The organism is Synechococcus sp. BS56D (genome assembly GCF_004332405.1).
Lineage (GTDB): Bacteria > Cyanobacteriota > Cyanobacteriia > PCC-6307 > Cyanobiaceae > Synechococcus_C.
This window is the reverse complement of record NZ_PHQU01000001.1, coordinates 231,901-258,660: the sequence shown is the minus strand read 5'-3', so window position 1 is coordinate 258,660 and position 26,760 is coordinate 231,901. Positions and strand designations below refer to the sequence as shown.

The following is a 26,760-nucleotide window of genomic DNA, read 5'->3' as shown; positions in this document are numbered from 1 at the left end:
GACAGGGAACTCTCCGTAAACGGCCGCATCTTTGCATGAGCAGTGCTGCAGTCTGCCTCTCACGCTCAGCTCGCTCCGCTGGCTTCCATGAAGCCGACCTGTGACCTGGTCACAGGTTCAGATTGACCTGCACACCCCCAATCCAGCTTCCGGGAACAGTGCCACTGCCTGAGGGATTGATCAGCCACTGCATCAGTGGTTGCACCTGCACCACCTCAGAGATGTTGATGGAGTAGTTGAGTTCAATCACGCCTTCGTAGGTCAGTCCCGGGTTGAGTGTTGGGCTGAAGCTGTTGCGGGTGATACCCAGTGCAAGCACATCGTCCGGACGATTGGGCAGGACACCTTGAGAGAGCCAGCCCCCTGCGGCGAAGCTCGGCACAGGGTTCTTGGCGGGATCAAGGCCGAGATTGCCAGCCAGCCAGAGGCGGTTATCGATCCCGATCGGCAGGGTGACGGGCCAGGTGATCGTTCCATACACGATTCGGTTCAACCCTTCACCCAGCTCTGTGCCTGCGCTTCCTGGCCAGGCGGTGTTGGAGAGCATTCCGCCCAGCTGCAGCAGCGGTGCTGGCAGCTGTCTTGCCACCGTGGTGCCATCCTTGCCTTCGATCGGCGCCAACAGCTCCTTCCGATGGGCCAGAGGATTGAGACTCCACTCGAGCACCTGGACGCTGCCGCGCACATCAGGCTGCCCGGGATCCACACCGAGGCTGGCGGCAATGGCCGTTTCAGAATCCAGGTTGTAGTAGCCGTAGCGCAGATCCCCTAGGGAGCTGCTGTGGGCAGCCACGGTGATCCCGGGAGCCACGAAAGGGTTGATTGGAATCCCGGGGATCGCCACGTTCAGGGTGTTGTTGAGGGTGGCGTTGGTGTAGTTGTCCAGGGCTGGTGCCGTCAGGAACTGAGGGCCAATCGACATCAGACCCGCCTGGGCACTCCACCAGCCATCTCCTTGATTGCGGCTGACACTCGCCTGGGTGATCCAGGTGCCCACAGGATTCACCACCGTCTGAGGGTTGAAGAAGGAGCCCAGTTCAGTGGCGAGGTCAGGATCGCCGGCGGCGTTGGTGAGCTCCAGGTTCACCTGCCAGTGGTCGATTTCGCGCCAGATGCTTGTTTCTTTGCCCAGGCCACTGCCGATCGTCAGCCCCACGACCGTCTGTTGGAACCAGGTAGCGGCTGATGGGTTCTCACCCCCAAGCAGCCCCCCCATGGGTTCTGTTGTGTAGTCGACGCTGAATTCCACCCATTCAGGAAGCCCAAGCAGCGTCTGGATCGGACCTGCCTGCGCTGGACAGCAGAGATTGAGCAGCCCAATGGAAGAGGTCGCCAGAAGGCGCGTCAGAAGGCGCTGCATGAGTGGGGGACGATGGGCAGCGCCAGGATCTCAGCTCTCAGGCGATTTCGGCAAAACTCTCGCGGAAGGCCGCGAGGGTGGCATCGATGTCGGCATCGCTATGGGCCAGAGAGGTGAAGCCCGCCTCGAAGGCGCTCGGTGCGAGGTAGATCCCTCGCTCGAGCATGGCGCGATGCAGGCGGCCGAAGCGTTCGGTATCCGCTGCCTTGGCTTCTTCGAAATTGCGAACCGGACCCTCACAGAGGAAGAAGCCAAACATGGCGCTGACACTGCCGCCAGTGATCGGTAGTCCAGCTTCACGGCCCGCCTCGAGGATGCCCTGGATCAGGCGTTCGGTGCTGGCGGTGAGCTTCTCGTAGCTGCCGGGTTGCTTCAGCAGCTCAAGGGTCTTAATCCCGGCCGTCATCGCCAGGGGGTTGCCGCTCAGGGTGCCGGCCTGATACATCGGCCCCGCGGGAGCCACCATCTCCATGATCTCGCGGCGTCCGCCGTAGGCACCAACGGGCAGACCGCCACCAATCACCTTGCCCATGGTGGTGAGATCGGGCGTGACACCGAAGTGGGCTTGGGCGCCGCCGTAGCTGATGCGGAAGCCGGTCATCACTTCGTCAAAGACGAGAAGAGCGCCGTGTTCCTTGGTGATCTCCCGGAGCCCTTCCAGGAACCCGGGTTCTGGGGTGATGAAGCCAGCGTTGCCGACGATCGGCTCCAGGATCACTCCGGCGATGGCATCGGGGTTTTCAGCGAAAAGCTGCTTGACGGCCTCTAGGTCGTTGTAAGGGGCGGTGAGAGTGTTGGCCGTGGTGCTGCGGGGCACCCCCGGTGAGTCGGGCAGGCCAAGGGTGGCCACACCTGAACCGGCCTTGACCAGGAACATGTCCGCGTGGCCGTGGTAGCAGCCCTCGAACTTGATCACCTTGTCGCGACCAGTGAAGGCGCGGATCAGACGCAGCACCGCCATGCAAGCCTCGGTGCCGCTGTTCACGAAGCGCACCATCTCGACGCTGGGCACTGCTTCGATCACCATCTCGGCGAGGGTGTTCTCCAGGGCGCAGGGAGCGCCGAAGCTGGTGCCCTTCTCGATGGCTTCCTGCAGGGCGCTGATCACTTCGGGATGGGCATGGCCGCAGATGGCCGGTCCCCAGCTACCGATGTAATCGATGTATTTATTGCCATCCACATCCCAGGCGTAGGAGCCCTTCACCCGGTCGAACACGATCGGCTGGCCGCCCACCGACTTGAACGCGCGCACCGGAGAGCTCACGCCACCAGGCATCAGAGCCTGAGCGGCACTGAAGATGGCCTGGGAGCGGGAGGTGTTCAAGGTGGGAGCTGTCACGGGGACGGGAGCCAACGGGCTGATGCAAACCGTGGGCCATCCTGACCCAAAACGGTCAGATGCGTTTGATCTGTGACTCGAGGGGAGGCGTGCAGGGGCCATCAATGCCTAGGTTGACTGCGAAATCGGTGGATCCCTTGTCACACGACTGGGCAGCTCTAGACAGTGATCTCAGCCGTCTGCTGCCACCGGATGCCCTTGTTCGTCGTCGTCAGGAGCTGCTGGCTTACGACTGTGACGGACTCACGATCGATCGTCAGGCTCCTCCCCTGGCGGTGCTTCCTAGGACCAGAGAACAGGTGGCTTCGATCCTGCGTTGCTGCCATCAGCACCGGATCCCTTTCGTGGCCCGCGGCAGTGGGACCGGGCTCTCGGGTGGTGCGCTCGTTGAGAGGGAGGCCCTGCTGGTGGTCACCAGCCGTATGCGTCGGATCCTTGCGGTGGATCTGCCGAATCAAACGATCACGGTGGAGCCGGGAGTGATTAACAGCTGGGTCACCCGCGCCGTGGTCGGGGATGGCTTTTATTACGCCCCGGATCCTTCCAGTCAGGTGGTTTGCAGCATTGGCGGCAATGTTGCCGAGAACTCTGGTGGGGTGCACTGCCTGAAGTACGGCGTGACGAGCAATCATGTCCTCGCGCTCGAGGTGGTGCTTCCCGATGGCACGGTCACACGGTTGGGTAGTGGATTGCGAGATGCCGCTGAACTGGATCTGCGTGGTGCCTTTATTGGCAGTGAGGGCACCTTGGGCATCGCCACGGCGATCACCCTGCGCTTACTGAGGGCTCCGGAGACCGTCTCGGTGCTTCTGGCCGATTTCCCCACCATGGAGTCAGCCGGCGAGGCGGTGCGACGGGTCACGGCCGCTGGGGTGCTGCCAGCGGGGATGGAGATCATGGATAACTTCATGATCAACGCCGTCAATGACCTGTTTGGGCATGACGAGTACCCCCGTGATGCAGCGGCGGTGTTGTTGATCGAGCTGGATGGTCAGGCTGAGGAGGTGGCAGTGGCTGCTGAACAGTCCGATGCCCTCTGCCGGGAGGCAGGGGCCCGGGGGGTGCGACGTGCCGATGATGCTGCCGATCGGGCCCAGCTCTGGAAGGGGCGGAAGTCGGCTTTTGCGGCCGTGGGTCAGATTTCGCCCACCTATTACGTGCAGGACGGTGTCGTGCCGCGAAGCAGCCTGCCGAGCGTGCTGGCAGCGATTGAGGCGCTCAGCAAGGAGCATGGGCTGCCCGTTGCCAACGTCTTTCACGCCGGAGATGGCAATCTCCATCCCCTCATCCTCTATCGGCGGGATGAACCCGGCGTGGATGCCAAAGTCAAGGCGCTGGGGGCAGCGATTTTGGAGGCCTGTCTTGCGGTGGGCGGCAGCATCACCGGCGAGCACGGTGTTGGTGCTGACAAGCGCTGTTACCTCGATTGGATGTTCTCTCCGGAGGATCTCGCCACGATGCGTCGACTGCGGCTTGCCTTCGATCCCAGTGGCCTGGCCAATCCAGGCAAAATCTTCCCGACTCCCAGCAGCTGCGCGGAGTCCGCTCGCCGGCGCGTCACGCTTTCAGCCCCTGCCCAGGGGGAGGGGGTGGAGCTGATCGCCTACTAGCTATTCCAGCCGTTGTCGTCCTCCTCATCGTCCTCCGGAGGCCAGCAAAGATCCACCATGACGGGTGCATGGTCGCTCGGTTGCTCACGACCGCGCTCCTGCTTGTGAATGCCGCAGCCTCTGGCGAGGGCGAGCAGCTCCGGGCTGAGATAAATGTGATCGATTCGCCAGCCGCTGTCGCGATCCCAGGCGCCGCTTCGGTAGTCCCACCAGCTCCAGTGGCCGGCCTCTGGTTCGAAGACGCGGAACACATCCTGGAGGTTGTCGCCTAATGCGCTCCGTAAGGCTGTTCGCTCCGGCTCACTCGCCATGATCCCGCCGGTGAGCCGATCCGGATCGTGGATGTCCCGCGCTTCGAGGGCGATGTTGAAGTCCCCAACGACGCACAGTGGTTCATCTCGCGCCTGAATGGCCGCCAGATAGCGCTGCAGGCAAGCCAACCAGCGAAGTTTGTAGGGGTATTTCTCCGACTTCAGCCCCGAGCCGTTGGGCACATAGAGGTTCACCACGCGCACACCATCGAGCATTCCACTGATCACCCGCTTCTGCTCCCCCAGTTCCAGAGCCTCCGCGTCCTCCTTCAGTTCGGCGCTGAAACCACAGCGCACATCGTCGAGCCCGGTGCGGCTCACCAAGGCCACGCCGTTGTAGGCCTTCTGGCCGTGGATCTCCACGTGGTAGCCCTTGGCTGTGAAGGCCTCCAGGGGAAACTGAGGGTCATCGACCTTGGTTTCCTGAAGGCAGAGCAGATCGGGCTGGGCCTGATCCAGCCAGTGCAGCACATGCTCCAGGCGGGTACGCACCGAATTCACATTCCAGCTGGCGATCTGCATGGGCATTCCGACGCGGTTGGAGACCCTTAGCATTGCCGCACCGTCGCAGGTCAATGATGTTGCGAGTACTGCAGGCTCTGCAAACCGCCGTTGCGGTAGTTGCCTTCATACCAGTTGTGTTCCTGGGGGGTGCAGCCCAAGCGCAGAGTCCTCTCGGTGGGTATCAGACCCAGCAGGAAAAGGAGATCTACAACACGGTTCCCGGCAACCGCGATAGCGGATCGCCTATTGACGCAACCAATCCAATGGATCTGATGAATCGCCTGCGGCAGGCCACCTCCATGAACGACGCGACTGATCCGGCTGATGCGATTGATGCCGCACTCAAGGGGTATGCAACGGAGAATCCTGCTGTTGGTCCTTCGATGCGTCCTTGATTGACGCATCCTTGATCGTTACCGGCATGGCGATGCGCGCTGGGGTGGTGCTGCGAGCTGACTCCAAGGCCCAGCGCGTGGCCAACCCCTGAAGCGGTCGTTGGCTCGATTCTTGAGCTGTCTGACGCTTGCTTGCCTGATGAAGCAGCTCCTGGGCTTCGGCTGATTTCCCCTGTTCTTGTCTCAGCAGCGCCAGGGCCAGTAGAGGACGCGCATCGTCTGGGGCGTCCTGGGCCAGGGTCAGGTAGGTGCCTGATGCATCCGTGAGCGAACCGGTCTGGCGCTGGAGATCAGCCAACAGCAATCCGAGGGGCACCCGCTCCTGTTTCGGGAGGCTTTGCACTCGGACCTTGATCAGCTCGATGGCCTCTTTGCCTTTGCCCTGGTTGAGGTCTGTCAGCGCTTTCATCTTGAGCACGTCAGGCTCGTTGGGCTGAAGCCGCAGCAGCAAGTTCAGCTGCTCGTCGGCCGCTCGCCGCTGGCCTGCCCGCAGCAGCAGCTGGCTGTAGAGCAGTCGCCAGCGCCAGTGTTTCGGTTGCTTTTCCAGCTGCTGACGCACCAGGGTGATCGCTTCGCGATGTCGGCCGAGGGCGATCAAGCGTTCAAGAAGTCTTCGCTCCTCAACACCATCAAGGCGGCCCTTACGCCGGCGGATCAGTAGCTCCTGGACCTCACGGTCGATCTGGGCTCTGGTGGCGGAGTGCAACGGGGGCGGTTGCAGCATCTGGGTGAGCATCCAGCCGCAGCCAGCCACCAGAACCAGCCCGACACCCCATGCCCATGGAAACCATCGTTGTCGACTGTGTTGCCGGGCTGCCACGTCGCTTGGCTGGGTGGATGGAAGCGGTTTCAGTCTGGGGGGCTTCTCCTGTGCTGGCTACAGTTGTGACGGGCTTATGGATGCCCTTTTTTCTGATGCGCGACCATCCGATCCCCCCGGTCACCGAACCGCTCCAATACCGGGCCATCGGTCTCGTCCGCGCCACCTATCGGCCGGAGGATGACGATCAGTTCACCCGGGGCCTGCTGGTGGATGACCAGGGCCAGGGGCTTGAAGCCGTTGTGCTCGGACGGATGCTGACGCTGATGCGCCGTCATCTGGCTATGGATGTGCCTCACCTCTGGGTGGTGTATCCCCGGTCCCGAGAAGCGGGTCATCTGCACCTTCAGATTGCTGGGATCTGGGAACCAAGCACCCTCCAATCTGGCGATTCTGGCCAGGAAGCTCCTGAAGACTCCGCTGCTGCTGATCAACTTCCGGAGGGAGATGATTACTTTTCAATTCGCGGTGAATTGATCTTCACCAAACCGGAGACGGGAGATTTGGTGGTGAAAGTGCGTCAGCAGCCGCGTGCTGACGGAAGTCGCCCTCTTCCCTTCAAACTGCAGCTCAAGGGGGAGATCCCTCTGGATGTGCTGCGTCACTTCGTCAGCCTGCAGGTGCGCCGTCAGGGGCAGGCTCTGCATGTGGAGTCCCATGAGGTGATCGCCCCAATGCCGACCAGAGGTGGCAAAGGACGGGGCGGAGCGGCTCGGAAGGGTGGAGGACGGAGCCGCCCACCGGCCCGCGCCTGATGGCGTCATCGCCCGTTTCCGCCAGCAGTGCCGGAGTGGCCGTGGCCGGGGCCACCGGTCTTGCTGTCTTTGGTCCGCTGCTCGGGCTTTCCCCCGCCTGGATCGCCCTCGGTCTTGGTGCTGGTCTGCTGGGGCTCACCCTTGATGCCTATCAGTGGCAAGGGCTGGGCGGCCATCTGCTGGCGGAATCCCTTCCAGGTGGTCGGGCTCGGTTGCGCCGAATCGCCAGCCACGAGGCGGGCCATTTGCTGGTGGCGCAGGCGGAGGCCCTGCCCGTGCTTCGGGTGCTGGTGGGGACCCGCGCCTGTCTGCAAGCCGGGCTCCGGAGCAATGGAGCCACGGAATTCGCCTTGCCTGAGTCGGTGCGTATGCCCTTGGAGGATCTGCGGCGTTGGAGTCGCGTCCTGCAGGCTGGAATCGCGGCGGAGACCTTGCTCTACGGCAAGGCCCGCGGTGGAGCCGATGATCGGGCCTTGCTTGGACGGCTCTGGGGGCTGTCTGGACACGATGTCGACACAGCGCAACGGGAACAACGCCGCGCCCGACGGGAGGTGGATCAGCAGCTGAGGCGAGAGCAGCCTCAGCTCGAGCAGCTGCGCGATCAGCTGCTCGCAGGACCCGTCAGCCTCCAGGCCACGGATGAGATCAGTGGCGATGGCTGAGCTTCTGGTCGACTGCCCCACGGGTCTGGCGGGGGACATGCTCCTGGCGGCTTGCCTGGATCTGGGCGTGCCCAGGGCTGTGGTGATGGAACCCTTGGCCGTGCTCGGTCTTACCGATGCCTTTGAGCTCCGGGTTGAAGAGGCCAACAGCGGTGGTTTGCGAGGTCTGCGCCTAGCGGTGGACCTCACCTCTGAACCGCAGCCCCATCGCCGCTGGGGGGATCTGCGCCAGTTGATCGAGGGAGCCTCTCTGGCGATGCCACTTAAAGATCGGGTGCTGGCGGTGTTTGCGGCCCTGGCCGCGGCCGAGGCCAAAGTTCACGGCGTGAGCGAGGACCAGGTGCACTTCCACGAGGTGGGAGCGATCGACAGCCTTGTGGATGTGGTGGGGGTCTGTGCCGCTCTGTTGCATCTGGCTCCGGAGCGCCTGCTTTGTAAGCCGCCGCCGGCCGGCCGTGGTTCGGTGGCCACCGCCCATGGGCGTTTGCCGGTACCGGTGCCGGCGGTGTTGGAGTTGGCCCGTTGCCATCACCTACCGCTCCGGGGCGGTGAGGAGTGCCCTGAAGGAGAGCTCACCACCCCCACTGGCCTGGCGTTGATGGCGGTGCTGGCTGATGCCTTTCAGGAGCCTCGCGCGTTCACCGTGGAGGCGGTGGGGGTGGGGCTGGGCCAGCGCCGTCTTGACCGTCCGAACCTGTTGCGCCTGATTCGCTGCTCCACCCATTCAGCCGCCGCACCGGAGGCCCACTGGCAGGACCTGATTCAGCAGGAGGCCTGGTTGGATGATCAGACACCAGAAGACCTGGCGGTGCTGGCTGAGCGGCTGCGTCAGGCGGGCGCCCTGGAGGTCACCACCACTCCGGTACAGATGCAGAAGGGTCGCCAGGGAATGGCAGTCACCGCCTTGGTGCATCCCTCCCAGGCTCCGTTGCTGCGACGGTTGTGGCTCAGCGACAGCCCAACTCTGGGATTGAGGGAGCGTCCTCAGGGACGCTGGGTGCTCGCCCGCCGGTCTGGTCATTGCCCCTCCCCCTGGGGGGCCGTGCGGGTCAAGCAGGTGCGGCGGCCTGGTGGTGATTGCACCATCAAGGTGGAGCATGACGAACTCAGACGGCTCAGTCTTCAGTCGGGTCAGACCCTTGATGCAGTTCGGCAGGTGGTTTTGTCAGCGGCGGACTGCTTCGAGCCCGAGGAGGACTGGCAATGGTGAAACGTTGGCTCGATCAGGCCAAGCGGGTGTTTCAGACCAAGCGGGGGCTGCCCGGAGGTCTGCGGCTCTGGGTCACCCTGGCAAGCCTGGCCTTCATTGTTTGGGCGCTTGCGGGTCACATCCAAGGCCTCAGGGAGCTCAGTCTTAGTGACCGCGGTTGGTGGTGGCTGGTGTTGGGGCTGGGCCTGAGTTGGCTGAGTTTGGTGGTCAATGGCTTGGCGTGGCGCACCTTGATCGACTGGCTTGGCCACAGGCCCGGCGACCTTGCCCTGGTGCCTCTCTACCTCCGCAGCAATCTGCTCAAGTACTTGCCTGGCGGCATCTTCCATTTCCTCGATCGTGTGCGGGCGCTTCAGCCCAAGCTCGGCACTAACCGGGCCCTGGTGTCGGTGCTGATGGAACCGATGCTGATGGCCGTGGCTGCCCTGCTGTGGGTGCCCTTCGGTGGCTGGCAGGGGGGGCTCGCCCTGCTGACACCCCTGCCGGCCCTGCTCTTGCTGCCCCGTTGGCGGGAACCACTGCTGCAGCGTCTGGAGCGGGCGAAGTGGAAGCAGCTGCAGCGGGCCGCTCCGGAGCTCGGGGGTGCAGCCCCTGGTGTTCTGGGCAGTGGCCGTCGTGGGTATCCCTGGGGGCCGCTGGCCATGGAGCTGCTGTTCGTGCTCTGCCGTTTCGGTGGTTTCTGGTGCTGCGTGAAGGCCTTTGCGCTGGCGGATGGGCATCCGATCGGGGTCTGGCTGGCTGGCTTCGCGCTGGCTTGGACCGTGGGGCTGGTGGTACCCGCTGCCCCGGGGGGGCTCGGGGTGTTTGAGGCCGTGCTGATTCTGCGCCTGGGGGCCATCGTGCCGGAGGCGCCGCTGCTTGCTGTGGCGCTGTCCTATCGATTGATCGTCACCCTTGCCGACGCACTGGCGGCAGGAGCGGTTGTGCTCGATGAGCGCCGACCCTTAACCAGGGGTTTGCTTCGGGTTGGCGATCGCTGAGCAGCATGCAGCGGTGGTCTTGCGCTTCTCGTGAAACACAAGCACTCCGTTCAGGCATACATCGAGGATGTTCCCGTCTGGGACGACGGGTCGCCGCTGGCTGGCCCACCGCTCTCTTCGATGCAGTGGCTGGTCTGGTCCCTGGCCACGGCGGGCAAGTTTTTCGAGGGGATGATCGTGTTCATGCAGGGGGTGGGATTACCCCTGATCACCAGGCAGTTCAGCCTTACCGATTTCGACAAGGGTCTGGTGACGGCGGCCACCTTGGCCGGAATCCTCGTGGGTGCGCTGCTGCTGGGGGGGCTGGCTGATCGGCTTGGGCGCAAACCCGTCTTCATCGGTGAGATGGTGCTGTTGCTGATCGCGCTCTTGGTGGCTTCAGCGGCGCCCTCGAAGGGCGTGTTGATCGCCAGTTTGTTTGTGATTGGGCTGTCGCTTGGGGCTGACTATCCCACGGCTCATCTGGTGATTTCGGAGAGCATCCCTGCCTCGATCAGGGGCCGGCTGGTGCTCGGCGCTTTTAGCTTCCAGGCCATCGGTGCCGTGCTCGGGACGGCGATCGCATCGATTGTGCTCGGCTCGATGGCGTCATCGCCCGATGCCCTGGATGCCTGGCGGGTGTTCTTCCTGGTGCCAGTGGTGCCCGTGGCTGCTGTGATTTGGGGGCGTCTGTTTCTGCCTGAGAGCAGTCATTGGCTGGTCAGCCGTGGTCTGCCCGAGAAGGCCGAGAAGCAGCTGCGCAAACTGCTGAATCGTCAAAACCTCACCCTTGCCGGTGTGGACCGCCTTGAGGAGATCGACGCCCAGCAGCGCAGCCATGACTGGACCAAGTTGTTTCGGGGCAAATATCTGCGTTCGACGATCCTCACCTCGGTGCCCTGGTTCCTGCAGGATCTCTCGACTTACGGGATCGGCATCTTCACGCCGGTGATCATCGCCACGGCTTTTGGGGCCCAGAGCCATGAGCACACTGTTTCGGCTCTGATCCACAACGACGTGATCGGTGCCCGGGGCACGGCGTTGATCGATGTGGGATTCCTGGTGGGCATCGCTGTGGCGATCCTGCTGGCGGATCGCTGGGGGCGTATCCCGCTTCAGGTGACGGGGTTTGTCGGTTGTGCGGCTGGTCTCTTCATTGCTGGCCTGGGCGGCAGCGGCTCCACCATCAACCTGCCGCTGGTGATCGCAGGGTTCCTGTTGTTCCAGTTCATGACCAACTTCGGCCCCAATGCCACCACCTATCTGTTGGCAGGCGAGGTGTTCCCCACCAAGATTCGTGGCCTCGGGGCTGGTTTCGCTGCGGCCAGCGGCAAGGTTGGTGCCGTGTTGACGGCGTTCTTTTTTCCCACTCTGCTTCAGGTGTGGGGCACGGAAAAGCTGCTGATGGTGTTGGTGGTGACCTCCCTGCTCGGTGCTGTGGTCACCTGGATTTACCGGATCGAGCCCAAGGGCCGCGATATGGAGAGCATCTGAGGCGCAGTTGTTGCGTTCAGAGCTTTTTCATCAACGGCCTTTTCACTCATCAACAGCCTTCTCTTGCACACGGACTTGCCGGGCTTTCGATCTGGATCGTGCAATGGTCGATTCCGAGGTCGGCCAAGGCATGGTTGGCCTCCTGGAGTAGGCGGTCGTCGTTCCAGGCGTGATCCGCCGGACGGACCAGATGAACGGTGAGGGCCACCCGGGAGCCTCCCATCGACCAGATGTGCAGGTGATGGAGTGCTTCCACGGCGCCGAGGCTTCGCAGCGTTGCGCGCACGGCATCGGCATCGATGCGGTTCGGCACCGCATCCAGGCTTTCGGCCAGCGAATCTCGCAGCAGCCGCACCCCCAGCCAGGCCACACTCAGCCCAACCCCAAGGCCGGTGAGCGGATCCAGCCAGGTCCAGCCCGTGGCTCCCGCTAGCAGGGCGCTCAACAGCACGGCCGCCGAGACCGCCGCATCACTGAGCAGGTGCAGGACGGCGGCACGACGGTTGAGGTCATGCTGATGGTGATGGCCAAACAGCCGCGCTGAAACGAGATTCACCACCAGCCCTGCTGAGGCTGCCCAGGCCACCGGGCCTGCCACCAGCGGTTCCGGTCGGCCGATGCGCTGAATGGCTTCCACGCACACCACCGCTGACGCCATCAGGATCAACACCGCATTGCTGACTGCCGCCAGTTGGGTGGATCGTCCGAATCCGTAGCTGAACCGTTCGGTGGGTGGGCGACGGCTCAGGTGCTCAGCCCCCCAGCCCAGCAGCAAGCCAGCCACATCGCCGAGGTTGTGGAGGGCATCGCCGATCAGCGCGATGGATCCGAAGGCGATCCCCACCACGATCTGCAGACCGCTCAGCGCGCCATTGAGGAGCACTGTGAGCTTGAAGGCATCGCGACGGCCACCCGAGCCGTGATCATGGTGGTGATGATGGGCCACGCATCCCGTGCCGCTTTCCCTGATCCTGCCCTGTCCGCCCGAGGCCGGCTGGGAATTAATCCGCAGGCAGGAGTTGCCGCGTTCTGCGGATGATGGCTTGCCCCTCGGTGGGTTCTCAGCGATTGCCTACCAGCCGGAAGCCGATCGTTTCTGGCTGCTCAGTGATGCCCCCCAGGGACATCTGGTGCCCTTTGGTGGTGTGGCCCGCTGGATCCGCTCCGGCACGCCCCTGCAGCTGGGGACGCGTCTGCTCCTTCGTGATGGTGGCGGTGAGCCCCTGCCCAGGCGTTTCGATGGGGAGGGCCTTGTCTTGCGGGGCGATCAGGCTTGGATCGTGAGCGAGGGCAGGCGCAGCAAGCGTTGGCAGGGCCAGCGTCCTCCTCAGTTGCTGCGCTTTTCGATGGCTGATGGTCGTCTGCAGCAGGAGGTAGCCCTGCCGGTGGCCTGGCGCTTCGCCCCCGGCCGGGGCCTGGAGTCGAACAAGGGGCCGGAGGCGCTCAGCAGCGACCCTGATGGCGGTTTGCTCCTGGGGGCTGAGGCTCCTCTGAGACAGGACAGGACACAGGGAGATGTCGACGTTGTGCGGCTTGCCCGCCGCGCACCCGATGGGCAGATGCAGGAGCTCGGCCGGTTGTCGATCGGTCCTGCCGGAAGCGCCAGCTTGCGCTCTCAGGGGCTCACCGAACTGCTCACCCTGAAACAGCCGCGTGGCCTCCTGGCCTTGCTGCGCAGCTATGTTCCGCCCTCCGCCTGGACGGCTCAGCTGCAGTGGTTGCCTTGGCCGGATGGACCGGCTGCACCACCGCTTCGCCCAGTGGCGGGCTGGGATCTTCTGGCCTCAGGTCTGCCGCCGGACAACTGGGAGGGCATGACCTGGGGGCCGCGGCTGGCGGATGGTCGTCGGGCTCTTGTGCTGGTGAGCGACGACAACTTCAATCCTGCTCAGCGAAGCTGGGTTGCGGTGCTGGCGCCGCGGCGTACTGCAGCTTGCAGCGCTGTGGCCCTGCCGCCTGTTCCCTCCTTCTGATTCGCTTCTCTCCCCATGCGCCGTCGCTCTGTGCTCAGCCTGCTCGGCCTCGCTGGGGCCGGACTGTTGGCCAGTCGCACCGAAGCCCAAAGCGTTGGTGCGCCGAAACCTCTGGCGAAAACTCTTGGGAAAACCAAAACAGTGCAGGCCGGGACCTGGCCGTTTCAGCCTGTGCCGACGCCCCTGCCGGTGAGCAGCGATGGTCTGGCGGCGCCTCAGCAGCAGCAGCATTACCGGCAGCTGGCGATCGAGGATCGTCTGGTGGTGCCGGAGGGGTTTCGCAGCGATCTGCTCGCCGCCTGGGGGGATCCCCTGGCGCAGGGTCGCTTTGGCTTCAACAACGACTACCTGGGCTTTGTGCCGCGTGGGGAGAACGAGGCGCTTCTGGTCGTGAACTTCGAATACATCAGCCCGCTTCCTTGGGTCGATGGTTTTGCAGAGGTGGTGGATCAGCCCCTGCCCTGGCAGGCACTGGTGTCGGCCCTGGCAGCTCGTGATGGTCTGATCGATGCCAGCCGCCTCCCCGCCGATGACCCTCTGCTGGGCCAGATCCGCGCGGTGACCGACCAGGCGATGGCAGACCTGGGTGTGGGGGTGATCCACCTGCAGCGCGATGGTCAGGGGATCTGGCGACGGAGCGTTGACCGCCGGGAACGACGGGTGGATGGGCTGGCCGGCTGGCAAGATCCCGCCCAGTGCCTGCAGGCCACAGGGCCGGCCACGGCGGTGTTCGCAGCGCCCCAGCGTCTGGGTTACGACGATGGCTTAGGGGTGGCGGTGGTCGGTACCTTCGCCAACTGCGCCGGGGGCACCACCCCTTGGGGCACAGTGCTGAGTGCAGAGGAGAACTTCCAGTCGCAGGTGCCGGAGGCTGTGTACGCCGATGGCAGCGCCTCGGAACCCGGGGCCATGCCCCTGGTCTGCCGGGCCGGCGCCCTGGCAGGCCTTGGTAATCCCTACGGGCTGGCTGGCAACAAGTACGGCTGGATGGTGGAGCTCGATCCGGCGGATCCCGGCTCGACTGTGCGAAAGCACACGGCCCTGGGTCGCTTCCGCCATGAGGCGGTAGCGATGCGGGCCAGGGCCGGTGAGCCACTGGTGGTCTATTCCGGTTGTGACCGCAGGGGTGGCCACCTTTACCGCTTCGTGAGTGAGGGGCGCGTGACGCGCCCGGAGGATCCTGCTAACTCCCGCCTGCTGGAGGCGGGGGAGCTCCAGGTGGCCCGTTTTGCTGCTGATGGCACCGGCGAATGGTTGCCCTTGCTGCCGCAGACATCGGTGCAGCCGTTTGCGCCAGGGCGGTTTCAGGCGGCTGGCCTCAGCTGTCCAGTGGAACTGCCCCATTCCGACCGTGCTCGCGCCGGTGCCGAGCTGTTCCGTGACGATGCGGCGGTGGCTGCCTATGCCCGGCGGTTCCCCACCCTGGCGGACCTCTATCGCGGCGATGGTGAGGCCTTGCAGGGCGCGATCTTGATTGATGCCCATCTGGCTGCCTCCGCCATCGGTGGAACCCCCACGGCCCGTCCGGAAGATACGGAGATCGATCCGATCACAGGGGATCTGCTGGTGGCTTTCACCTCTGGTGCTCCTGGCAGTAGCGGCGGTGCCGACCCGGCGATCTTCAGCGGTCCCAGGGGTGAGGCCAGTTGGGGCCATGGCTGGGTCATGCGCCTGAGTGATGAATCCTCCCGATTCCGTTGGCGCATGGCCGTGACCGGAGGGGAGCCCTGGGCCGGTGGACTTGGTTTCACGAACCCCGACAACCTGGCGATTGATCGCGGGGGCAACCTTTGGATCGTGACGGACCGCTCCACGAAGTCCGCCGCCAGTGATCAATTCGGCAATAACAGCTGCTGGTTCATCCCCCGTTTGGGGGATGGGGAGTCAGCGGCTTGCTTTGCGATCGGTCCGATGGAATCTGAGCTCACCGGACTCTGCCTCGATCGACAGGAGCGGGCCCTGTTCCTGGCGGTGCAGCACCCCGGTGAGGTGAACGGGCGCCGTCTGGCCGGTGCTGAGGAGTATCAGGCCCACCGTCTTCAAGACCGAGATGGCGGCACGATCGAGCAGCTTCGCCGGGTGCCTCTGGGTTCCAATTGGCCTTCGCAGGCCCCGGGGCGCCCTCCCCGTCCAGGGGTGGTGGTGGTGCAGCGCCTCGACGGTCAGCCTCTGCTGGGTGCTTGATCCCGCTGCTGCCGTTCTAGGCCTGGGATCAAGGCCAGGGAGGCAACAAGACCCAGAAGCAGGATCATCAGAGCTGGCCAGAGGGCTGCGGCCAACCGCTCATCGCTGGCGTACTGAAACACCCGCACAGACAGGGTGTCGAAATCGAAGGGGCGCAGGGCGAAGGTGAGGGGTAGCTCCTTCACCGTGTCGACGAACACCAGGAGTGCTCCGACCGCCATGGGGCCACGCAGCAGGGGGAGATGCACCCGCTGGAGAACATCTGGCCAGCGGCAGCCCAGGCCTGTGGCCGCTTCATCAAGGCTGGGGGAGAGGCGCTCCAGGGCAGCGTCCAGTCCGCCTTTGGCGACGGCCAGAAAGCGGTCGCAGTAGCCCCAGAGCAACAACAGCAGAGGAGCGAGACGCCAGGGCCCGCCTAGGAGCAGCAGGGCGAGGGCGAGCACAGCCCCAGGAACGGCATAGCCCATGCCAGCGAGAAAGGTCAGGCTGCGCAGCCATGGAGCGCTGCTCCAGCGTTTGGCGATGGCCAGCACCAGGGCCGCCGAGAGGGCTAGCCCAGCTGCCGCGAGGGCAAGGCCGAGGCTGCGACCAGCCAGCAGCAACAGTTCAGCACTGAGCCCTGACTTCAGCTGATCAACGTTGATAGCAGCCCAGAGCAGCGGGATTCCCAGGCTGAGCAGTGGGGGGACCAGGGCCAGGGCCTGGGCTGCAAAGGCGCGCTGACCCTGCAGGGGCCAGGCGGGTGATTCACCACCGGCCACCCCATCCGACCAGCGACGACTGCGTCGTCGCAACCGCCGTTCACCCACCAGCAACACCATCACGATCGCCAGGGTGATCAGGGCAAGACCCACGGCACCGGTGGGATTTCCCTCCGCTTGCCAGGCCTGGAGGATTCCGGCCGAGAGGCTGGGGATGCCGAGCAGCTGCACAGCGCCAAGTTCGTTCACCACCTCCATGCCCATCAAGGCAATGCCGGCACCGATGGCTGGGAGGGCCATGGGAAGGGCGATCCTTCGGAAGCTGTTCCAGGGGCCGACCCCCAGGCAGCGGCAGGCCTCCAGTTGGCGACGCCCGCAGATCGTGAAGCTCTCGGTGCTGAGCAGAAAAACGTAGGGGTAGGTGCTGAGGGCCATCACAAGAACCCCCCACCCCAGTCCATGGATGCGCAGACCCTGGCGGCTTCCGAGGTCGATCAGGGTGGCGGCAAGCAGATAGGAGGGGCTGGCCAGGGGGAGGAGCTGGGCGATCCGTAACAGTCGTCGACCTGGAAAACGGCAGTTCGCCAGGAGCCAGCCATTGGCTGTCCCCAGCAGCCCTCCCAGGAGCGCTGTTCCCAGGAGCAGCAGGGTGGTTCCTCGCAACTGCAGGCTCCCGTCAGCTCCCAGCCGGGCGGAACCGTTGGACAGCCCCTGCAGGCCCTCGCGCAGCAGCCCGGCCACAGGCCACAGTGCCAGCAGGGCGAGCAGCAGGGCGCCCGCGCTCAGCAGACGCCGACCAGGCCGCCAAGGCCCCCCTTGGGTCGCTGCCAGCCTTGAGCTGCTCATTGCCAGCCGTTGGCCGTCATCAGTTCGAGCGCCTTGCCATTGAGTTCACCGAGACGGGCGGCGGAAACATCAGCTTGCCGGAACGGACCCCAGGCCTTCAGCACTGGGTCATCGCCGAAGCCTTTGATCGGATATTCATGGTTGGCGGCTGCGTAGCCCCCTTGGGCCTGACTGGAGGCAAGAAATTCAAGGAAGCGACGGGCTGCCGCTGGTTGCCGGCTGCCGCGGGTGACGCCGGCCCCGGTGATGTTGACGTGCACCGGGTCGGGCCAGACCACCTTGACCTTGGTGGAGAGGCTGCGATCTGTCTCCCCTGAGTCGCCTGCCTGCAGTCGTCCCAGGTAGTAGCTGTTGGCCAGGGCGACACCGCAACGCCCCTGGGCCACGGCCCTGATCATGGGGGTGTCACTGCTGAAGACCGGCTGCGCCAGATTGGCCACCATGCCGCGGATCCAGGCGGCTGTGGCTGCTTCCCCTTGGCGATCGAGCACGAAGGCCACCAAGGACTGGTTGTAGACGCTGCGGCGATTGCGCAGGCAGAGGCGGCCCTTGAGGGCGGGCTGGGCCAGTTTCTCGTAGCTGTCGACCTCGGAGGGCTGCAGAGCCGCCGGGTTGATCATTGGGGCACGCAGGCGGCGGGTGAGGCCAAACCAGCGGTTCGCTGGATCCCGCAGATCGGCCGGGATCGCCGCTTTGAGCGTTTCTGAATCCACGGCTTGGAACAGGTCAAGGTCGGCCGCACGATCCAGGCGCGCTGCATCGGCAAGGATCAGCACGTCTGCCGGCGATTCCGATCCCTCGGAGCGAAGCCGCTGAATCAGGGCATCGTCCTTTGCTTCCAGCAATTTCACCTTGATGCCGGTTTCGGCGGTGAAGCGGTCGTAGAGCGCCTGATCGGTGTTGTAGTGGCGACCGGAGTACACGCCGATTTCCTGTTCGCTTCGGTTGCTGCAGGAGGCCAGGAGGCCTGAGCTGATCAGCAGCAAGGCAAAGGCTGAGAGGCGACCCATCCGGGCTTTATTGAGACTGATCCGCATTTGCGAATGCTAACTGGTTGCGAATGATACTCAATAGCCGTCACCGGCGGCGGGCAAAAAAAATCCCCGCCTTGGCGGGGAGGTGAGGTGGGGTTCTCAGGGCTCAGCGGCGCTGCTGACGAACCGGAATCGGAACCAGGGCGGGCTCCATCAGGCCGCCTCCACTGTTGTCATCGTCGGAATCCACCAGAAGCCAGAAGGCAACACCTAGGGCGATGAGCAGGGTGCCTGCAGTGAGAAGTTCAACCATTCCCTCTCCCGGTAGAAGGCCACACTAATCATCCTCGAGGGATTCCGCCTGTGATCAATGCTGCGGTTTACAGCCCTGCTGCGCTTTACAGCCCTGCTGCGGTGTTCAGCCGAAGCCCTGACCGGCATCCTTGGCCACGCAGGCCTGCAGCTGTTTGCGCAGCAGGGCGTGATCGAGATCGCGACCGATCAGGACCAGCTGGTTCTTGCGCTCGCCGGGCCAGTCGCTGTCATCGATGGAGAAGCGTTTGCCAGCTAGGTGGAAGACGTGGCGGCGATCGCTTTCGTTGAACCAGAGAATCCCCTTGGCGCGGAACACCGAAGCCGGCAGTTGATTGTCGAGGAAGTTCTGGAACTTGCGCAGGGCGAAGGGGCCATCGCTGCTGAAGGAGAGGGAGGTGTAACCCTCGATCGCTAGATGATCGGCGTTGCCCTGACCGTGGTGATCGTGATCCTGGTGATCGTGATGGCTGTGGTGATGGTGATGCCCGTGGTCATGCCCATGGCTGTGGTTATGACCATGGCTGTGGTTATGACCATGGCTGTGGTCATGCTCATGGTCATGACTGCAATGGCCATGGTCGTGATCGCAGTCGCTGTGATCGAGGCTCGGGTCGCTGGAGGCGCTGACCACGCGGTCTGATTCGAACAGCCCCACGCTCAGCAGCAGCGGCAGTGGAACCTCACCCTTGACCGAGCGCAGGATCCGGGCATCTTTCTTCACCTCCTTGAGGCTTTTCTCGAGGGCCTGCAGACGCTCCTCCTCTACGAGATCGGTCTTGTTCAGCAGAAGGATGTCGCCGTAGATCACCTGGGAGCGCCCCACCTCGGTGTCGAGAACCTCGGGGCCGAAGTTCTCAGCATCAATCAAGGTGATGATCGAATCCAGTCGGGTTTGGTCGCGCAGCTCGCTACCCAGAAAGGTCATCGCCACAGGCAGCGGGTCGGCCAGGCCAGTGGTTTCGACGACCAGATAGTCCACCGGGTCAGGTCGTTCCAGGATCCGATCCACCGCCTCCAGCAGTTCGCCATTGATCGAGCAGCAGATGCAGCCGTTGCTGAGCTCCACCATGTCTTCGCCGGTGCTCACCACCAGATCGTTATCGATGCCGATCTCGCCGAATTCGTTCACGAGGACGGCGGTCTTGACGCCGTCTTGATTGCTGAGGATGTGGTTGAGCAGCGTGGTCTTTCCAGCCCCCAGAAAGCCGGTGAGGATCGTCACCGGCACGCCACTGGCCTGAATCGCTGTGCTGGTTGGGGTGGCTGTCATGGTCGCTGCGGGGGAAGCCGACGAAGTCCAGCCCACCATGCTGGCAGGCCTCAGGCAGGAGTGATGCGATCGATCGCTTCGGCCAGGGCTCGGTCGAGACTGGAGAGTCCCCCGAGGTCGTGGGTGTGCAGCTGAATGGTCACCGTTGCGTAGACGTTGCTCCAGTTGGGGTGATGGTTCATGGCCTCCGCTAGGAGGGCGACCCGGCTCATGAAGCCCCAGGCCTCACTGAAATTGGCGAAGGTCCATTGGCGGGTCAGCTTTCCATCGACGATCGCCCAAAGAGGCAGCTGATGGCTGAGTGCTGCGCATGCATCTGGGCTGAGCAGGGTGGCGGCCATCGCGGTGACGCACGGAGGATCAGACCTAGTCTTGCGCTCAGAACCCGCCGTCAGCTCTGATGCGCCGGACTGTCCTGACGCTTGCTTTGTTCGGTGCGGCCTTTGCCTGGCTTCCCTGCCGGGCGCATGCCCAGCGTGTGGTGCCCAAAATCGCCGATCTGTGCCCCATGGGCTACGTCGATACGTTCAACGGCAAGTGCAGCACCTTGGGTCTGGTGACCTACACGGTGAAGCCAACCAATGGCAAGCCTTGCCCCTCCGGCTGGATGAATGTGGGCGGCGGCTACTGCCGTCGGAAGTGAAGCGTTCGGCTCAGATGGCATAGAGCCTCGCTTGCTCCAGGGCGGCTCGCACGATCAGCGCATGCCGCTCCACGAGAGGTTCAAGGGAGTCATAGCCGCCGCCAATCACTGTGGCGACGGGAATCGAGCGTCGCAGGCAGGCATCCAGAACCAGCCGGTCTCGTTGCAGGAGACCCTGATCCGTCAGAGCCAGCCTGCCCAGGCGGTCGTCCCGGTGGGGGTCGACGCCGGCGTTGTAGAGCACAAGGTCTGGTCGGATGGCATCAAGCTGTTCTGGCAGGCGGTCTCCAATGGCCTGTTGATAGAGCTCGTCATCGGTGCCATCCGACAGTGGAATGTCGAGATCGCTTTCACCCTTCCGCAGGGGGAAGTTGCTTTGGGCGTGTGCTGAAAGGGTGAACACGCGTGGATCAGCGGCAAAGCAGGCGGCGGTGCCATCCCCCTGGTGCACATCAAGATCGATCACCATCAGCTGCCGCACCACGCCATCCGCCAGAAGAGCAGCAGCGGCGACAGCGCAGTCATTGAAGATGCAGAAGCCGCTTCCGTAGCCGGGGTGGGCGTGATGGGTGCCACCCGCCAGATGGCAGGCGATGCCGTGGCGCAGGGCCAGCCTTGCCGTGAGCAAGGTGCCCCCGACGGCAAGCCAGGTGCGTTGCACCAGCTCCCGGCTTGCGGGCAGACCGATTCGCCGCAGGGCGCTGCGGTCGAGCTGATTGCGACTGAAGGCCTGGTGGTAATGGCGCCCGTGGACGCGCTCGATGTCCCTCCGGCAGATGCTCAGCGGAGTGTGCACCTGTTCTGGTCGGATCCAGCGTCGCTGCAGCAGCAGAGCATGGAGCAGACGGAATTTGGCCATCGGGAAGCGATGGCTGCTGGGCAGAGGGGCCGAGTACCGGGGGTGGTAGACGATCGGCAGGGGCACTTCGAGAGCTGCAGGGGTGCTGCGAGGGGAATGGGCCAAACTGCCCGGATTCCCTTCTAATCGCGATGGCGGAGACGCCTGATTTCAACAGTTCCGCCGAGCGGCGGGCCCGGTTCGGCAAGGTGTTTGCGCCGCGGGTGGAGAAGCTGATCGAGGATTTGCAGGCCGTTGCCAAGACCGCCAACCTCGAGATCTATGACTTCGATGAGGCGCTTGTGAAGAAGCTCTTTATCGAGTTGGCTCGGCGCTTTCGGGCGACGGCCCATCGATTCGGCATCGATTTCGAGATTTCCGTGGAAGGCGAAAGCGTGGAGTAGGGCTTGCAGGTCGGTCTCACCGTGAGCCAGTCTTAAGACAATCTGTAGGCGTTGCTGTGAAGGCTGGACCCTCCTGTCCGATCCATCTGGGAACCCTGGACTCCCCTGACTATTGGACCGATAACGCCCTGGTGGCAGCGGTTCAGCCCGCCAGTGAGGTGGAGTGGCGTCGCTGGGCCACGTGGACAAGCGAGCAGCAGGCACGGCGTCGCACCCGTGACCTGCGGCGCTAAGTCGCGGCCTGTTTGAGAGGGTGGTGAGACATTGGTGTTGATCGGAGTGAGCGGTCGTAGCAGCGCTTGGCAGCGCCTGGGCTCCCATCTGAGGGAGACCAACCTGCTTGGTTCGATCCAGAGCACGCTCTACTGGGATCAGAACACGCGCATGCCCAGCGGAGGGGCTGCCTGGCGTGGCGAGCAGCTGGCCTTGCTGGCGCGGCAGCTCCATGCCCGTCAGAGCGCTGCGTCCTATGCGGACCTGATCGCCGAAGCCCGACAGGACTGGCACGTTGCCGTTGCTGCATCAGGAGCTGCAAGCAACAACGAACTGCAGGCCCGCGGGCGCAATCTGGATCTGCTGGAGCAGGACTTACGTCGTCAGCAAGCCCTGGATCCTGATCTGGTCAGCGCCCTGGCCACCGCCAAGGCGGAGGGCTACGACCGATGGCAACAGGCAAAGGTCAGGTCTGATTTCAGCCTGTTTGCGCCGGCCTTGACCCGCATGGTGTCCCTGCGTCAGGAGCAGGCCCGCCAGCTGGCGGAACCGCGCAGCTGCTGGGAGACCCTTGCCCAGCCCTTTGAGCCCGATCTCAGCCTGGAGCGACTTCAGCAGTTGTTTGCGCCCTTGCGCCAGCGGTTGCCGGAACTGCTGGATCAGCTGCGCAGCGGCCCGAGGCCCACGTCCCTCAGTTGGGATCTGCCTGCGGCGACTCAGCAGCAGCTCTGTGATCAGCTCCTGGAGGACTGGGGCCGGGATCCGGCGATCACCTGCGTGGCCGCATCCCCGCATCCGTTCTCGATCACCCTTGGCCCCCGCGACTTCCGAATCACCACCCGGGTGGTGGCTGGTCAGCCGCTCTCCTGTTTCCTGGCGACGGCGCATGAATGGGGGCATTCGCTCTATGAACAGGGGCTGCCCACCGCGAGCCACCAGTGGTTTGCCTGGCCCCTAGGGCAGGCCACGTCGATGGCCGTGCATGAAAGCCAGTCGCTGTTCTGGGAAAACCGGGTGGCCCGTAGCCTCCCCTTCGCTGAGCGCTGGTGGGAACGGTTCGCCGCGGCGGGTGCCCCGCTTGGGTCGGCCAGGGAGTTCTGGGGGGCGATGAATCCGATGGCGCCAGGCTGCAATCGCGTGGAAGCAGATGAACTCAGCTACGGACTACACATCCTGATCCGCACGGATCTGGAGCTGGCGCTGCTGGAGCAGGGGCTGGCAGTGGACGATCTGCCGCAGGAATGGAACCGTCGCTACGGGGACCTGCTTGGGGTCAAGCCTGCCGACGATGCTGAGGGGTGTTTGCAGGATGTGCACTGGAGCGAGGGATTGTTCGGTTACTTCCCCTCCTATCTGCTGGGTCATCTGATCAGTGCCCAGCTCAGCGAGGCGATGACCGCGGCGATCGGTGCCCCGGAAGACCACGTCGCCCGTGGCGATCTCGGCGGCATGCTCGCCTGGCTGCGTGAGCATGTGCATCCGATCGGCCGTGCCCTCAATGCGGAGCAGCTGGTGGAGCAGGTGAGTGGCCGTGCCCTGTCGGCCGAGCCGTTTCTCGCTTATCTCGAGGCGAAAATCGGCCGGCTGTCTCCGGCGCTGTCAGGGAGCACCTGATCAGAAGAAAAAGCGATGTGTCGCTGCTTACACGCGCCAGGTGTCTAGCGGTGGGGAGTCCCATCGCTGGCATGACCATGTCGATGAAACAACTGGAGACGTTCCTCTCCAAGGCTCAGAGCAACGACACGATTCGTCGTGAGGTGGAGAGCTGCGGCAGCGACAACACCTGCGTCGCCAAGGTGGCGCTTCGTCACGGTCACAAATTCTCCCCGGCCAACCTCAGCCGTTGGCAGCGGGAGCATCAGTGATCCAGATGGCTTTGGACCGTTTTGTGTCTGAGCCGCAACGGCAGCCACGACAGTGGCTGCCAGCCCTCTACAACGGATGAGTCCCGCCTGAGACCTGGCATGCCGCGATCCTTCAGCTGCGAGCTGGCCCAGGCCTTGGCCGTGATGCTGCTTGAGCTCGATGCGGAGCTCAGGGAATTTGCCCATCAACTGGATCGCTTGGACGAGTCGCCTTGCTCTGCGGTTGTGACAGGCGAGAGAGAGTTGTTGCCCCCCCGCTGATGCAGGCTCCGGAGTCTTTGCTGATTCGCCTACGGCAGACGGCTGATTGCCAGACGGGCCGCCGTTTGGTGTTGTTGCTCAGCCAGCTCGGTGACTTTGATTCGATGGAGTACGCCCAGGCCCTGGTGCCAGTGCTACCCAGGCTCAGGGATGCCGGCATCAGCCTTCTGGCGATCGCCATCGGAGATGAGGCGGGCGCCGAGAGGTTCTGTGCGTTCACTGGCTTCCCGTCCACGGCGCTGGAGGTGGTGCCTGATGCCCAGCTGCATCGTTCCCTGGGGCTGTATGCAGGTCTCAGGACGCCGGGTGGACCGTGGCCAGGGCTTTTGCTGATGTGTGCCGGCCTCGGGTCACCAGGCACTCTGGCTGAGGTGCTGCGGGGTTACGTCGGTGATCGTCGTGCGGCCCAGCGTTTCACCGACGACGCCGTGATCGATACGGGGGTGCTTCCTGCTTTCCCGGCGTCTTTGTTTCAGCGCGCTGGAGGCAGCGGTTTTCAGCGCCCCTTTGAACTGGCCACCCTGCGGTTGCGCAACATGAATGAGGTGCTGCGCCACTGGCGCACCTATGTGCCGGATGACGCCTTCATCACCCAGCGGGGCGGCACCTTCCTGATTGATTCCGACGACAGCCTGCTCTACTGCCATCGCGATCGCGGCATCCTCGGCTTCTCGGAGACCATGCATGAACCGTTGGCGTTTCTCGAACCTTGGCTCTCGCAGGCGTGAGCGTCGTATCGCAACGCAGTGATGCGCCAGTGACTGGTGGGCCGCCTCCCTGGAGACCGTTGTTGCGCGCTGCCCGCGAGCGGGAGGGGCGTGCCCCCGGGGGCGGATGGCTGCAGCTGGCCACATTGGCCAGTGATGGCACCCCCCGGGTGCGCACCCTGGTGTTCCGGGGGTGGTCGGCCCCTGCCCAGCTCGATTTGCTCACGGATGCCCGCAGCGAGAAGCCGCAGGATCTGATTCAGCAGCCACGGGTGGAGCTCTGTTGGCTCTTTCGCAAGGCTCGGGAGCAGTTCCGACTGCGGGGGACTGCCCGGGTCATCGGGGCCGCAGAAGCGATCGAAGCCCTCGAGCAGCACTGGCAGGGGATGTCGCCCCAGGGGAGGGCGGTGTGGGGCTGGCCCGCTCCCGGGGCCTCGTTCGTGCCGGAGGGACCCTGGCCCGAGCAACTGCCTGATGGCAGCCCACTGCCGGAGGCGTTTCGATTGCTGCAGGTGGTGATCGATCGCGTCGAGCAGCTGGATCTCAAGCCACATCCTCACCTGCGCCGCTGCTGGGAGCAGGGGCAGGGTTGGCGGGAGCAGCGGCTCAATCCCTGAGCGTCCAGAGAGCAAGTCCGCCGCCGCGTCCCCTTGCCGTCAGTGAACCGTTGCGGTCGCGATGAATCAGGGCGAAGAAAGGCTCCTTCTGGGCTGTCGGGGCGGGCAGGTGCCGCTCGATCAGGACCTGCTTTCCCAGGGAGAGGCAGAGGGTCGTGAAGTGGAAGCGCAGCAAAGGACGAGCCCCGATCAGTTGCCCGGGGCCTCGGAAGCGCAGTTCCAGGGCGCCCAGATTCACCGCATTGCTGAGGCTTAATTGGCCATCGGTATCGATGGCGATCTCCAGGCGAGCTTGAAGCTGTCGAAGCAGCCAACCGCTCATGCCGTTGGCCTCACCGGTTGTGCGGGGCCAGACGGTTTGAAGCTGCCAGCAGCCCACGAGTTCCGTGGTCGTGATGCCGCTTCCATGGCGGCGTGCCCCCTGCTCGAGTTCCAGGAGTTCCTTTCGATCCGGGGCGTGCATGGGTCAGCCGAGATTGAGATACCAGCGCAGGGCTGCCAGCACCTGACCGGCGGGGCCAACGCCACTGAGTCGCTCGCCAATCAAAGCCGCAACGAAGCCCAGCATCGCCACGCGCCCGTTGAGGCGTTCAACGCCCACGAGGGCCTGAGTGTTCCAGGGGCGCCGCGTCGTGAGGCTCTCCCCGAAGGCCTCCAGGGGTTCGTAGCGGTAGTCGGAATCGTCCGGCATGGGGGTCAGCAGAGGGTGGCTGAGCTTATTCAGCCTTACCTGCACTGGAGTCGGCCTGGCTGAACTTCCAGAAACTGATGCTGGCCAGGGCGCCGCCGATGCTTAGGACGATGACAAGAAAGGATTCCGTGCTCATGTCAAGAAAACGTTTCGTTTCTTGATGCATCCTGGCGCGCCGGAGTGTCGGTTGTGGTGCCGCCTGCTGCCTAAGTACTTCTGCTCAATCGTCCGCGAGCACCACCCGGCGTCCACGGCAGGCGTGGACGCCTCCTTACGTTTTGTAAACCTGCTTGTTTTCTTGTGTTGCGCACTCTGCTGACGCGCCCGTTTCTTGCCGACTTCGGCCTGTTGGTGCTGAGGGTTTTCACCGGCTCACTGCTGATCCATCACGGCTACGAAAAGCTGGCCAATATCGACAACTTTGCTGACGCCTTTGTGCGGCCGCTTCACCTCCCTTTCCCGATCACCCTCTCTTATCTGGCGGCGTTCTCCGAGATCGCCGGAAGCTGGCTTCTGATCACGGGATTCCTCACCCGTTTCGGGGCGCTGGCGATTCTGGGCACGATCAGTGTTGCGATCTACCACGCGATCGTGATCAACGGTTTCAACATCTATTTGCTGGAGCTGCTCGGCCTCTATTTCGCCAGTGCCGCTGCTGTGCTGGCCGTGGGCCCCGGACGCTTCGCTGTCGATGAACTGATCGTGCGGCGATTGGCTCCTGAACTCAGCCAACAGCAGACCCGCTTGGAGGCCTCCTTTGCTGCCAGCTCTCAACCCGATGTGGAAACCGTGGGGTCTGCCAGCTGAGCTGGGTCTCCTTGAATGAGGAGGCCTTTGGC

31 protein-coding genes are annotated in these 26,760 nt (G+C 64.0%); 18 read left to right on the top strand and 13 right to left on the bottom strand.

The annotated features are described in order from the left end of the window. Window positions 1–109: 109 nt before the first annotated feature. Both CWE17_RS01460 and hemL read right to left on the bottom strand, forming a co-directional pair. Window positions 110–1,360, bottom strand: a complete 1,251-nt coding sequence (locus CWE17_RS01460; protein WP_131454576.1) for a carbohydrate porin — start codon at window positions 1,358–1,360, stop codon at window positions 110–112. A 37-nt stretch (window positions 1,361–1,397) separates the two neighbouring features. Beyond that, on the bottom strand, window positions 1,398–2,699 hold the full coding sequence (gene hemL, locus CWE17_RS01455) for a glutamate-1-semialdehyde 2,1-aminomutase (RefSeq protein WP_131454575.1): 1,302 nt from the start codon (window positions 2,697–2,699) through the stop codon (window positions 1,398–1,400). A 137-nt stretch (window positions 2,700–2,836) separates the two neighbouring features. Here hemL and CWE17_RS01450 point away from each other — a divergent pair, with 137 nt between their 5' ends. After that, a complete protein-coding gene (locus CWE17_RS01450) occupies window positions 2,837–4,309 on the top strand; it encodes an FAD-linked oxidase C-terminal domain-containing protein (RefSeq protein WP_131454574.1) in 1,473 nt (490 codons plus the stop codon). Here the strand turns inward: CWE17_RS01450 and xth are convergent. Continuing rightward, window positions 4,306–5,142, bottom strand: a complete 837-nt coding sequence (xth, locus tag CWE17_RS01445) for an exodeoxyribonuclease III (protein WP_131454573.1) — start codon at window positions 5,140–5,142, stop codon at window positions 4,306–4,308. The two genes, CWE17_RS01450 and xth, sit on opposite strands and share 4 nt — an antisense overlap. Window positions 5,143–5,198: 56 nt before the next feature. Between xth and CWE17_RS01440 the strand changes: the two genes are divergently transcribed. Continuing rightward, window positions 5,199–5,519, top strand: coding sequence for a hypothetical protein (locus CWE17_RS01440; protein WP_240789190.1), 321 nt, complete (start codon window positions 5,199–5,201; stop codon window positions 5,517–5,519). On the opposite strand, the gene CWE17_RS01435 is transcribed toward CWE17_RS01440, so the two are convergent. Next, entirely contained in the window at window positions 5,467–6,273 is an 807-nt protein-coding gene (locus CWE17_RS01435; protein ID WP_161971403.1) for a tetratricopeptide repeat protein, read from the bottom strand. The two genes, CWE17_RS01440 and CWE17_RS01435, sit on opposite strands and share 53 nt — an antisense overlap. 161 nt (window positions 6,274–6,434) lie before the next feature. Here CWE17_RS01435 and CWE17_RS01430 point away from each other — a divergent pair, with 161 nt between their 5' ends. The 5 genes from CWE17_RS01430 to CWE17_RS01410 are packed head-to-tail and all read left to right on the top strand — an operon-like array spanning window position 6,435 to window position 11,419. Continuing rightward, a complete protein-coding gene (locus tag CWE17_RS01430) occupies window positions 6,435–7,094 on the top strand; it encodes a hypothetical protein (RefSeq protein ID WP_131454812.1) in 660 nt (219 codons plus the stop codon). Beyond that, a complete protein-coding gene (locus CWE17_RS01425; protein WP_131454571.1) occupies window positions 7,094–7,756 on the top strand; it encodes a hypothetical protein in 663 nt (220 codons plus the stop codon). The genes CWE17_RS01430 and CWE17_RS01425 overlap by 1 nt, the downstream gene beginning before the upstream one ends. Then, window positions 7,749–8,966, top strand: a complete 1,218-nt coding sequence (locus CWE17_RS01420; RefSeq protein WP_131454570.1) for a LarC family nickel insertion protein — start codon at window positions 7,749–7,751, stop codon at window positions 8,964–8,966. The genes CWE17_RS01425 and CWE17_RS01420 overlap by 8 nt, the downstream gene beginning before the upstream one ends. Then, complete coding sequence (locus tag CWE17_RS01415) at window positions 8,960–9,946, top strand: lysylphosphatidylglycerol synthase domain-containing protein (protein WP_131454569.1); 987 nt, start codon at window positions 8,960–8,962, stop codon at window positions 9,944–9,946. Before CWE17_RS01420 ends, CWE17_RS01415 begins: the two co-directional genes overlap by 7 nt. 30 nt (window positions 9,947–9,976) lie before the next feature. Beyond that, window positions 9,977–11,419 carry an MFS transporter gene (locus tag CWE17_RS01410; RefSeq protein WP_131454568.1) on the top strand — a complete coding sequence of 481 codons (1,443 nt, stop codon included), beginning with the start codon at window positions 9,977–9,979 and terminating at the stop codon, window positions 11,417–11,419. A gap of 49 nt (window positions 11,420–11,468) precedes the next feature. On the opposite strand, the gene CWE17_RS01405 is transcribed toward CWE17_RS01410, so the two are convergent. Further along, the gene (locus tag CWE17_RS01405) at window positions 11,469–12,365 is read right to left on the bottom strand and encodes a cation diffusion facilitator family transporter (protein ID WP_131454567.1); all 897 of its coding nucleotides are present in this window, start codon (window positions 12,363–12,365) and stop codon (window positions 11,469–11,471) included. Window positions 12,366–12,372: 7 nt separating this feature from the next. Between CWE17_RS01405 and CWE17_RS01400 the strand changes: the two genes are divergently transcribed. Continuing rightward, window positions 12,373–13,392 (top strand): esterase-like activity of phytase family protein, encoded by a 1,020-nt coding sequence (locus CWE17_RS01400; RefSeq protein ID WP_240789189.1) that lies wholly within the window; start codon window positions 12,373–12,375, stop codon window positions 13,390–13,392. Between the two features lie 15 nt (window positions 13,393–13,407). Further along, on the top strand, window positions 13,408–15,576 hold the full coding sequence (locus CWE17_RS01395) for a PhoX family phosphatase (protein ID WP_131454566.1): 2,169 nt from the start codon (window positions 13,408–13,410) through the stop codon (window positions 15,574–15,576). On the opposite strand, the gene CWE17_RS01390 is transcribed toward CWE17_RS01395, so the two are convergent. The 5 genes from CWE17_RS01390 to CWE17_RS01375 all read right to left on the bottom strand — a co-directional run bounded on the left by CWE17_RS01390 (window position 15,555) and on the right by CWE17_RS01375 (window position 20,023). Next, window positions 15,555–17,123: an iron ABC transporter permease gene (locus tag CWE17_RS01390; protein WP_131454565.1), complete on the bottom strand. Its 1,569-nt coding sequence runs from the start codon at window positions 17,121–17,123 to the stop codon at window positions 15,555–15,557. The genes CWE17_RS01395 and CWE17_RS01390 overlap by 22 nt on opposite strands. After that, window positions 17,120–18,160, bottom strand: coding sequence for an extracellular solute-binding protein (locus CWE17_RS01385; RefSeq protein WP_131454564.1), 1,041 nt, complete (start codon window positions 18,158–18,160; stop codon window positions 17,120–17,122). Before CWE17_RS01385 ends, CWE17_RS01390 begins: the two co-directional genes overlap by 4 nt. A 103-nt stretch (window positions 18,161–18,263) precedes the next feature. Next, complete coding sequence (locus CWE17_RS12180; protein WP_164498731.1) at window positions 18,264–18,410, bottom strand: hypothetical protein; 147 nt, start codon at window positions 18,408–18,410, stop codon at window positions 18,264–18,266. Window positions 18,411–18,515: 105 nt separating this feature from the next. Next, window positions 18,516–19,682, bottom strand: coding sequence for a GTP-binding protein (locus tag CWE17_RS01380; RefSeq protein ID WP_131454563.1), 1,167 nt, complete (start codon window positions 19,680–19,682; stop codon window positions 18,516–18,518). A gap of 50 nt (window positions 19,683–19,732) precedes the next feature. Then, window positions 19,733–20,023, bottom strand: coding sequence for a 4a-hydroxytetrahydrobiopterin dehydratase (locus tag CWE17_RS01375; protein ID WP_131454562.1), 291 nt, complete (start codon window positions 20,021–20,023; stop codon window positions 19,733–19,735). Window positions 20,024–20,082: 59 nt separating this feature from the next. On the opposite strand from CWE17_RS01375, the gene CWE17_RS01370 reads away from it, so the two are divergent. Then, complete coding sequence (locus CWE17_RS01370) at window positions 20,083–20,325, top strand: hypothetical protein (protein ID WP_131454561.1); 243 nt, start codon at window positions 20,083–20,085, stop codon at window positions 20,323–20,325. Between the two features lie 10 nt (window positions 20,326–20,335). On the opposite strand, the gene CWE17_RS01365 is transcribed toward CWE17_RS01370, so the two are convergent. After that, entirely contained in the window at window positions 20,336–21,250 is a 915-nt protein-coding gene (locus CWE17_RS01365; protein ID WP_131454810.1) for a histone deacetylase, read from the bottom strand. Between the two features lie 65 nt (window positions 21,251–21,315). Here CWE17_RS01365 and CWE17_RS01360 point away from each other — a divergent pair, with 65 nt between their 5' ends. The 7 genes from CWE17_RS01360 (at window position 21,316) to CWE17_RS01340 (ending at window position 25,230) form a co-directional block, all read left to right on the top strand. Continuing rightward, on the top strand, window positions 21,316–21,567 hold the full coding sequence (locus CWE17_RS01360) for a hypothetical protein (protein ID WP_131454560.1): 252 nt from the start codon (window positions 21,316–21,318) through the stop codon (window positions 21,565–21,567). A gap of 56 nt (window positions 21,568–21,623) precedes the next feature. Continuing rightward, on the top strand, window positions 21,624–21,800 hold the full coding sequence (locus tag CWE17_RS12055) for a hypothetical protein (protein WP_161567576.1): 177 nt from the start codon (window positions 21,624–21,626) through the stop codon (window positions 21,798–21,800). Window positions 21,801–21,834: 34 nt separating this feature from the next. Further along, window positions 21,835–23,394: a carboxypeptidase M32 gene (locus CWE17_RS01355; protein WP_370318260.1), complete on the top strand. Its 1,560-nt coding sequence runs from the start codon at window positions 21,835–21,837 to the stop codon at window positions 23,392–23,394. 77 nt (window positions 23,395–23,471) lie between these two features. Then, window positions 23,472–23,645, top strand: a complete 174-nt coding sequence (locus tag CWE17_RS01350) for a Nif11 family protein (RefSeq protein ID WP_131454559.1) — start codon at window positions 23,472–23,474, stop codon at window positions 23,643–23,645. A 99-nt stretch (window positions 23,646–23,744) separates the two neighbouring features. Continuing rightward, window positions 23,745–23,906 carry a hypothetical protein gene (locus CWE17_RS12175; RefSeq protein WP_164498730.1) on the top strand — a complete coding sequence of 54 codons (162 nt, stop codon included), beginning with the start codon at window positions 23,745–23,747 and terminating at the stop codon, window positions 23,904–23,906. Beyond that, window positions 23,906–24,634: a peroxiredoxin-like family protein gene (locus CWE17_RS01345; protein ID WP_131454558.1), complete on the top strand. Its 729-nt coding sequence runs from the start codon at window positions 23,906–23,908 to the stop codon at window positions 24,632–24,634. Before CWE17_RS12175 ends, CWE17_RS01345 begins: the two co-directional genes overlap by 1 nt. Then, window positions 24,616–25,230: a pyridoxamine 5'-phosphate oxidase family protein gene (locus CWE17_RS01340; RefSeq protein WP_370318259.1), complete on the top strand. Its 615-nt coding sequence runs from the start codon at window positions 24,616–24,618 to the stop codon at window positions 25,228–25,230. The genes CWE17_RS01345 and CWE17_RS01340 overlap by 19 nt, the downstream gene beginning before the upstream one ends. On the opposite strand, the gene CWE17_RS01335 is transcribed toward CWE17_RS01340, so the two are convergent. After that, on the bottom strand, window positions 25,220–25,693 hold the full coding sequence (locus CWE17_RS01335) for a hypothetical protein (RefSeq protein ID WP_131454557.1): 474 nt from the start codon (window positions 25,691–25,693) through the stop codon (window positions 25,220–25,222). The genes CWE17_RS01340 and CWE17_RS01335 overlap by 11 nt on opposite strands. 3 nt (window positions 25,694–25,696) lie before the next feature. After that, window positions 25,697–25,921, bottom strand: coding sequence for a chlorophyll a/b-binding protein (locus CWE17_RS01330; RefSeq protein WP_131454556.1), 225 nt, complete (start codon window positions 25,919–25,921; stop codon window positions 25,697–25,699). A gap of 300 nt (window positions 25,922–26,221) precedes the next feature. Here CWE17_RS01330 and CWE17_RS01325 point away from each other — a divergent pair, with 300 nt between their 5' ends. Beyond that, window positions 26,222–26,728 carry a DoxX family protein gene (locus CWE17_RS01325; protein WP_131454555.1) on the top strand — a complete coding sequence of 169 codons (507 nt, stop codon included), beginning with the start codon at window positions 26,222–26,224 and terminating at the stop codon, window positions 26,726–26,728. Window positions 26,729–26,760 lie beyond the last annotated feature (32 nt).

Excerpts from the sequence above, each read along its gene's own strand:
- CWE17_RS01460 (WP_131454576.1), bottom strand. The coding sequence starts at position 1,360 with ATGCAGCGCCTTCTGACGCGCCTTCTGGCGACCTCTTCCATTGGGCTG.
- xth (WP_131454573.1), bottom strand. The coding sequence starts at position 5,142 with ATGCAGATCGCCAGCTGGAATGTGAATTCGGTGCGTACCCGCCTGGAG.
- CWE17_RS01440 (WP_240789190.1), top strand. The coding sequence starts at position 5,199 with ATGTTGCGAGTACTGCAGGCTCTGCAAACCGCCGTTGCGGTAGTTGCC.
- CWE17_RS01430 (WP_131454812.1), top strand. The coding sequence starts at position 6,435 with ATGCGCGACCATCCGATCCCCCCGGTCACCGAACCGCTCCAATACCGG.
- CWE17_RS01425 (WP_131454571.1), top strand. The coding sequence starts at position 7,094 with ATGGCGTCATCGCCCGTTTCCGCCAGCAGTGCCGGAGTGGCCGTGGCC.
- CWE17_RS01420 (WP_131454570.1), top strand. The coding sequence starts at position 7,749 with ATGGCTGAGCTTCTGGTCGACTGCCCCACGGGTCTGGCGGGGGACATG.
- CWE17_RS01415 (WP_131454569.1), top strand. The coding sequence starts at position 8,960 with ATGGTGAAACGTTGGCTCGATCAGGCCAAGCGGGTGTTTCAGACCAAG.
- CWE17_RS01395 (WP_131454566.1), top strand. The coding sequence starts at position 13,408 with ATGCGCCGTCGCTCTGTGCTCAGCCTGCTCGGCCTCGCTGGGGCCGGA.
- CWE17_RS01390 (WP_131454565.1), bottom strand. The coding sequence starts at position 17,123 with ATGAGCAGCTCAAGGCTGGCAGCGACCCAAGGGGGGCCTTGGCGGCCT.
- CWE17_RS01385 (WP_131454564.1), bottom strand. The coding sequence starts at position 18,160 with ATGCGGATCAGTCTCAATAAAGCCCGGATGGGTCGCCTCTCAGCCTTT.
- CWE17_RS12180 (WP_164498731.1), bottom strand. The coding sequence starts at position 18,410 with ATGGTTGAACTTCTCACTGCAGGCACCCTGCTCATCGCCCTAGGTGTT.
- CWE17_RS01380 (WP_131454563.1), bottom strand. The coding sequence starts at position 19,682 with ATGACAGCCACCCCAACCAGCACAGCGATTCAGGCCAGTGGCGTGCCG.
- CWE17_RS01375 (WP_131454562.1), bottom strand. The coding sequence starts at position 20,023 with ATGGCCGCCACCCTGCTCAGCCCAGATGCATGCGCAGCACTCAGCCAT.
- CWE17_RS01370 (WP_131454561.1), top strand. The coding sequence starts at position 20,083 with ATGCGCCGGACTGTCCTGACGCTTGCTTTGTTCGGTGCGGCCTTTGCC.
- CWE17_RS01360 (WP_131454560.1), top strand. The coding sequence starts at position 21,316 with ATGGCGGAGACGCCTGATTTCAACAGTTCCGCCGAGCGGCGGGCCCGG.
- CWE17_RS01350 (WP_131454559.1), top strand. The coding sequence starts at position 23,472 with ATGTCGATGAAACAACTGGAGACGTTCCTCTCCAAGGCTCAGAGCAAC.
- CWE17_RS12175 (WP_164498730.1), top strand. The coding sequence starts at position 23,745 with ATGCCGCGATCCTTCAGCTGCGAGCTGGCCCAGGCCTTGGCCGTGATG.
- CWE17_RS01345 (WP_131454558.1), top strand. The coding sequence starts at position 23,906 with ATGCAGGCTCCGGAGTCTTTGCTGATTCGCCTACGGCAGACGGCTGAT.
- CWE17_RS01335 (WP_131454557.1), bottom strand. The coding sequence starts at position 25,693 with ATGCACGCCCCGGATCGAAAGGAACTCCTGGAACTCGAGCAGGGGGCA.
- CWE17_RS01330 (WP_131454556.1), bottom strand. The coding sequence starts at position 25,921 with ATGCCGGACGATTCCGACTACCGCTACGAACCCCTGGAGGCCTTCGGG.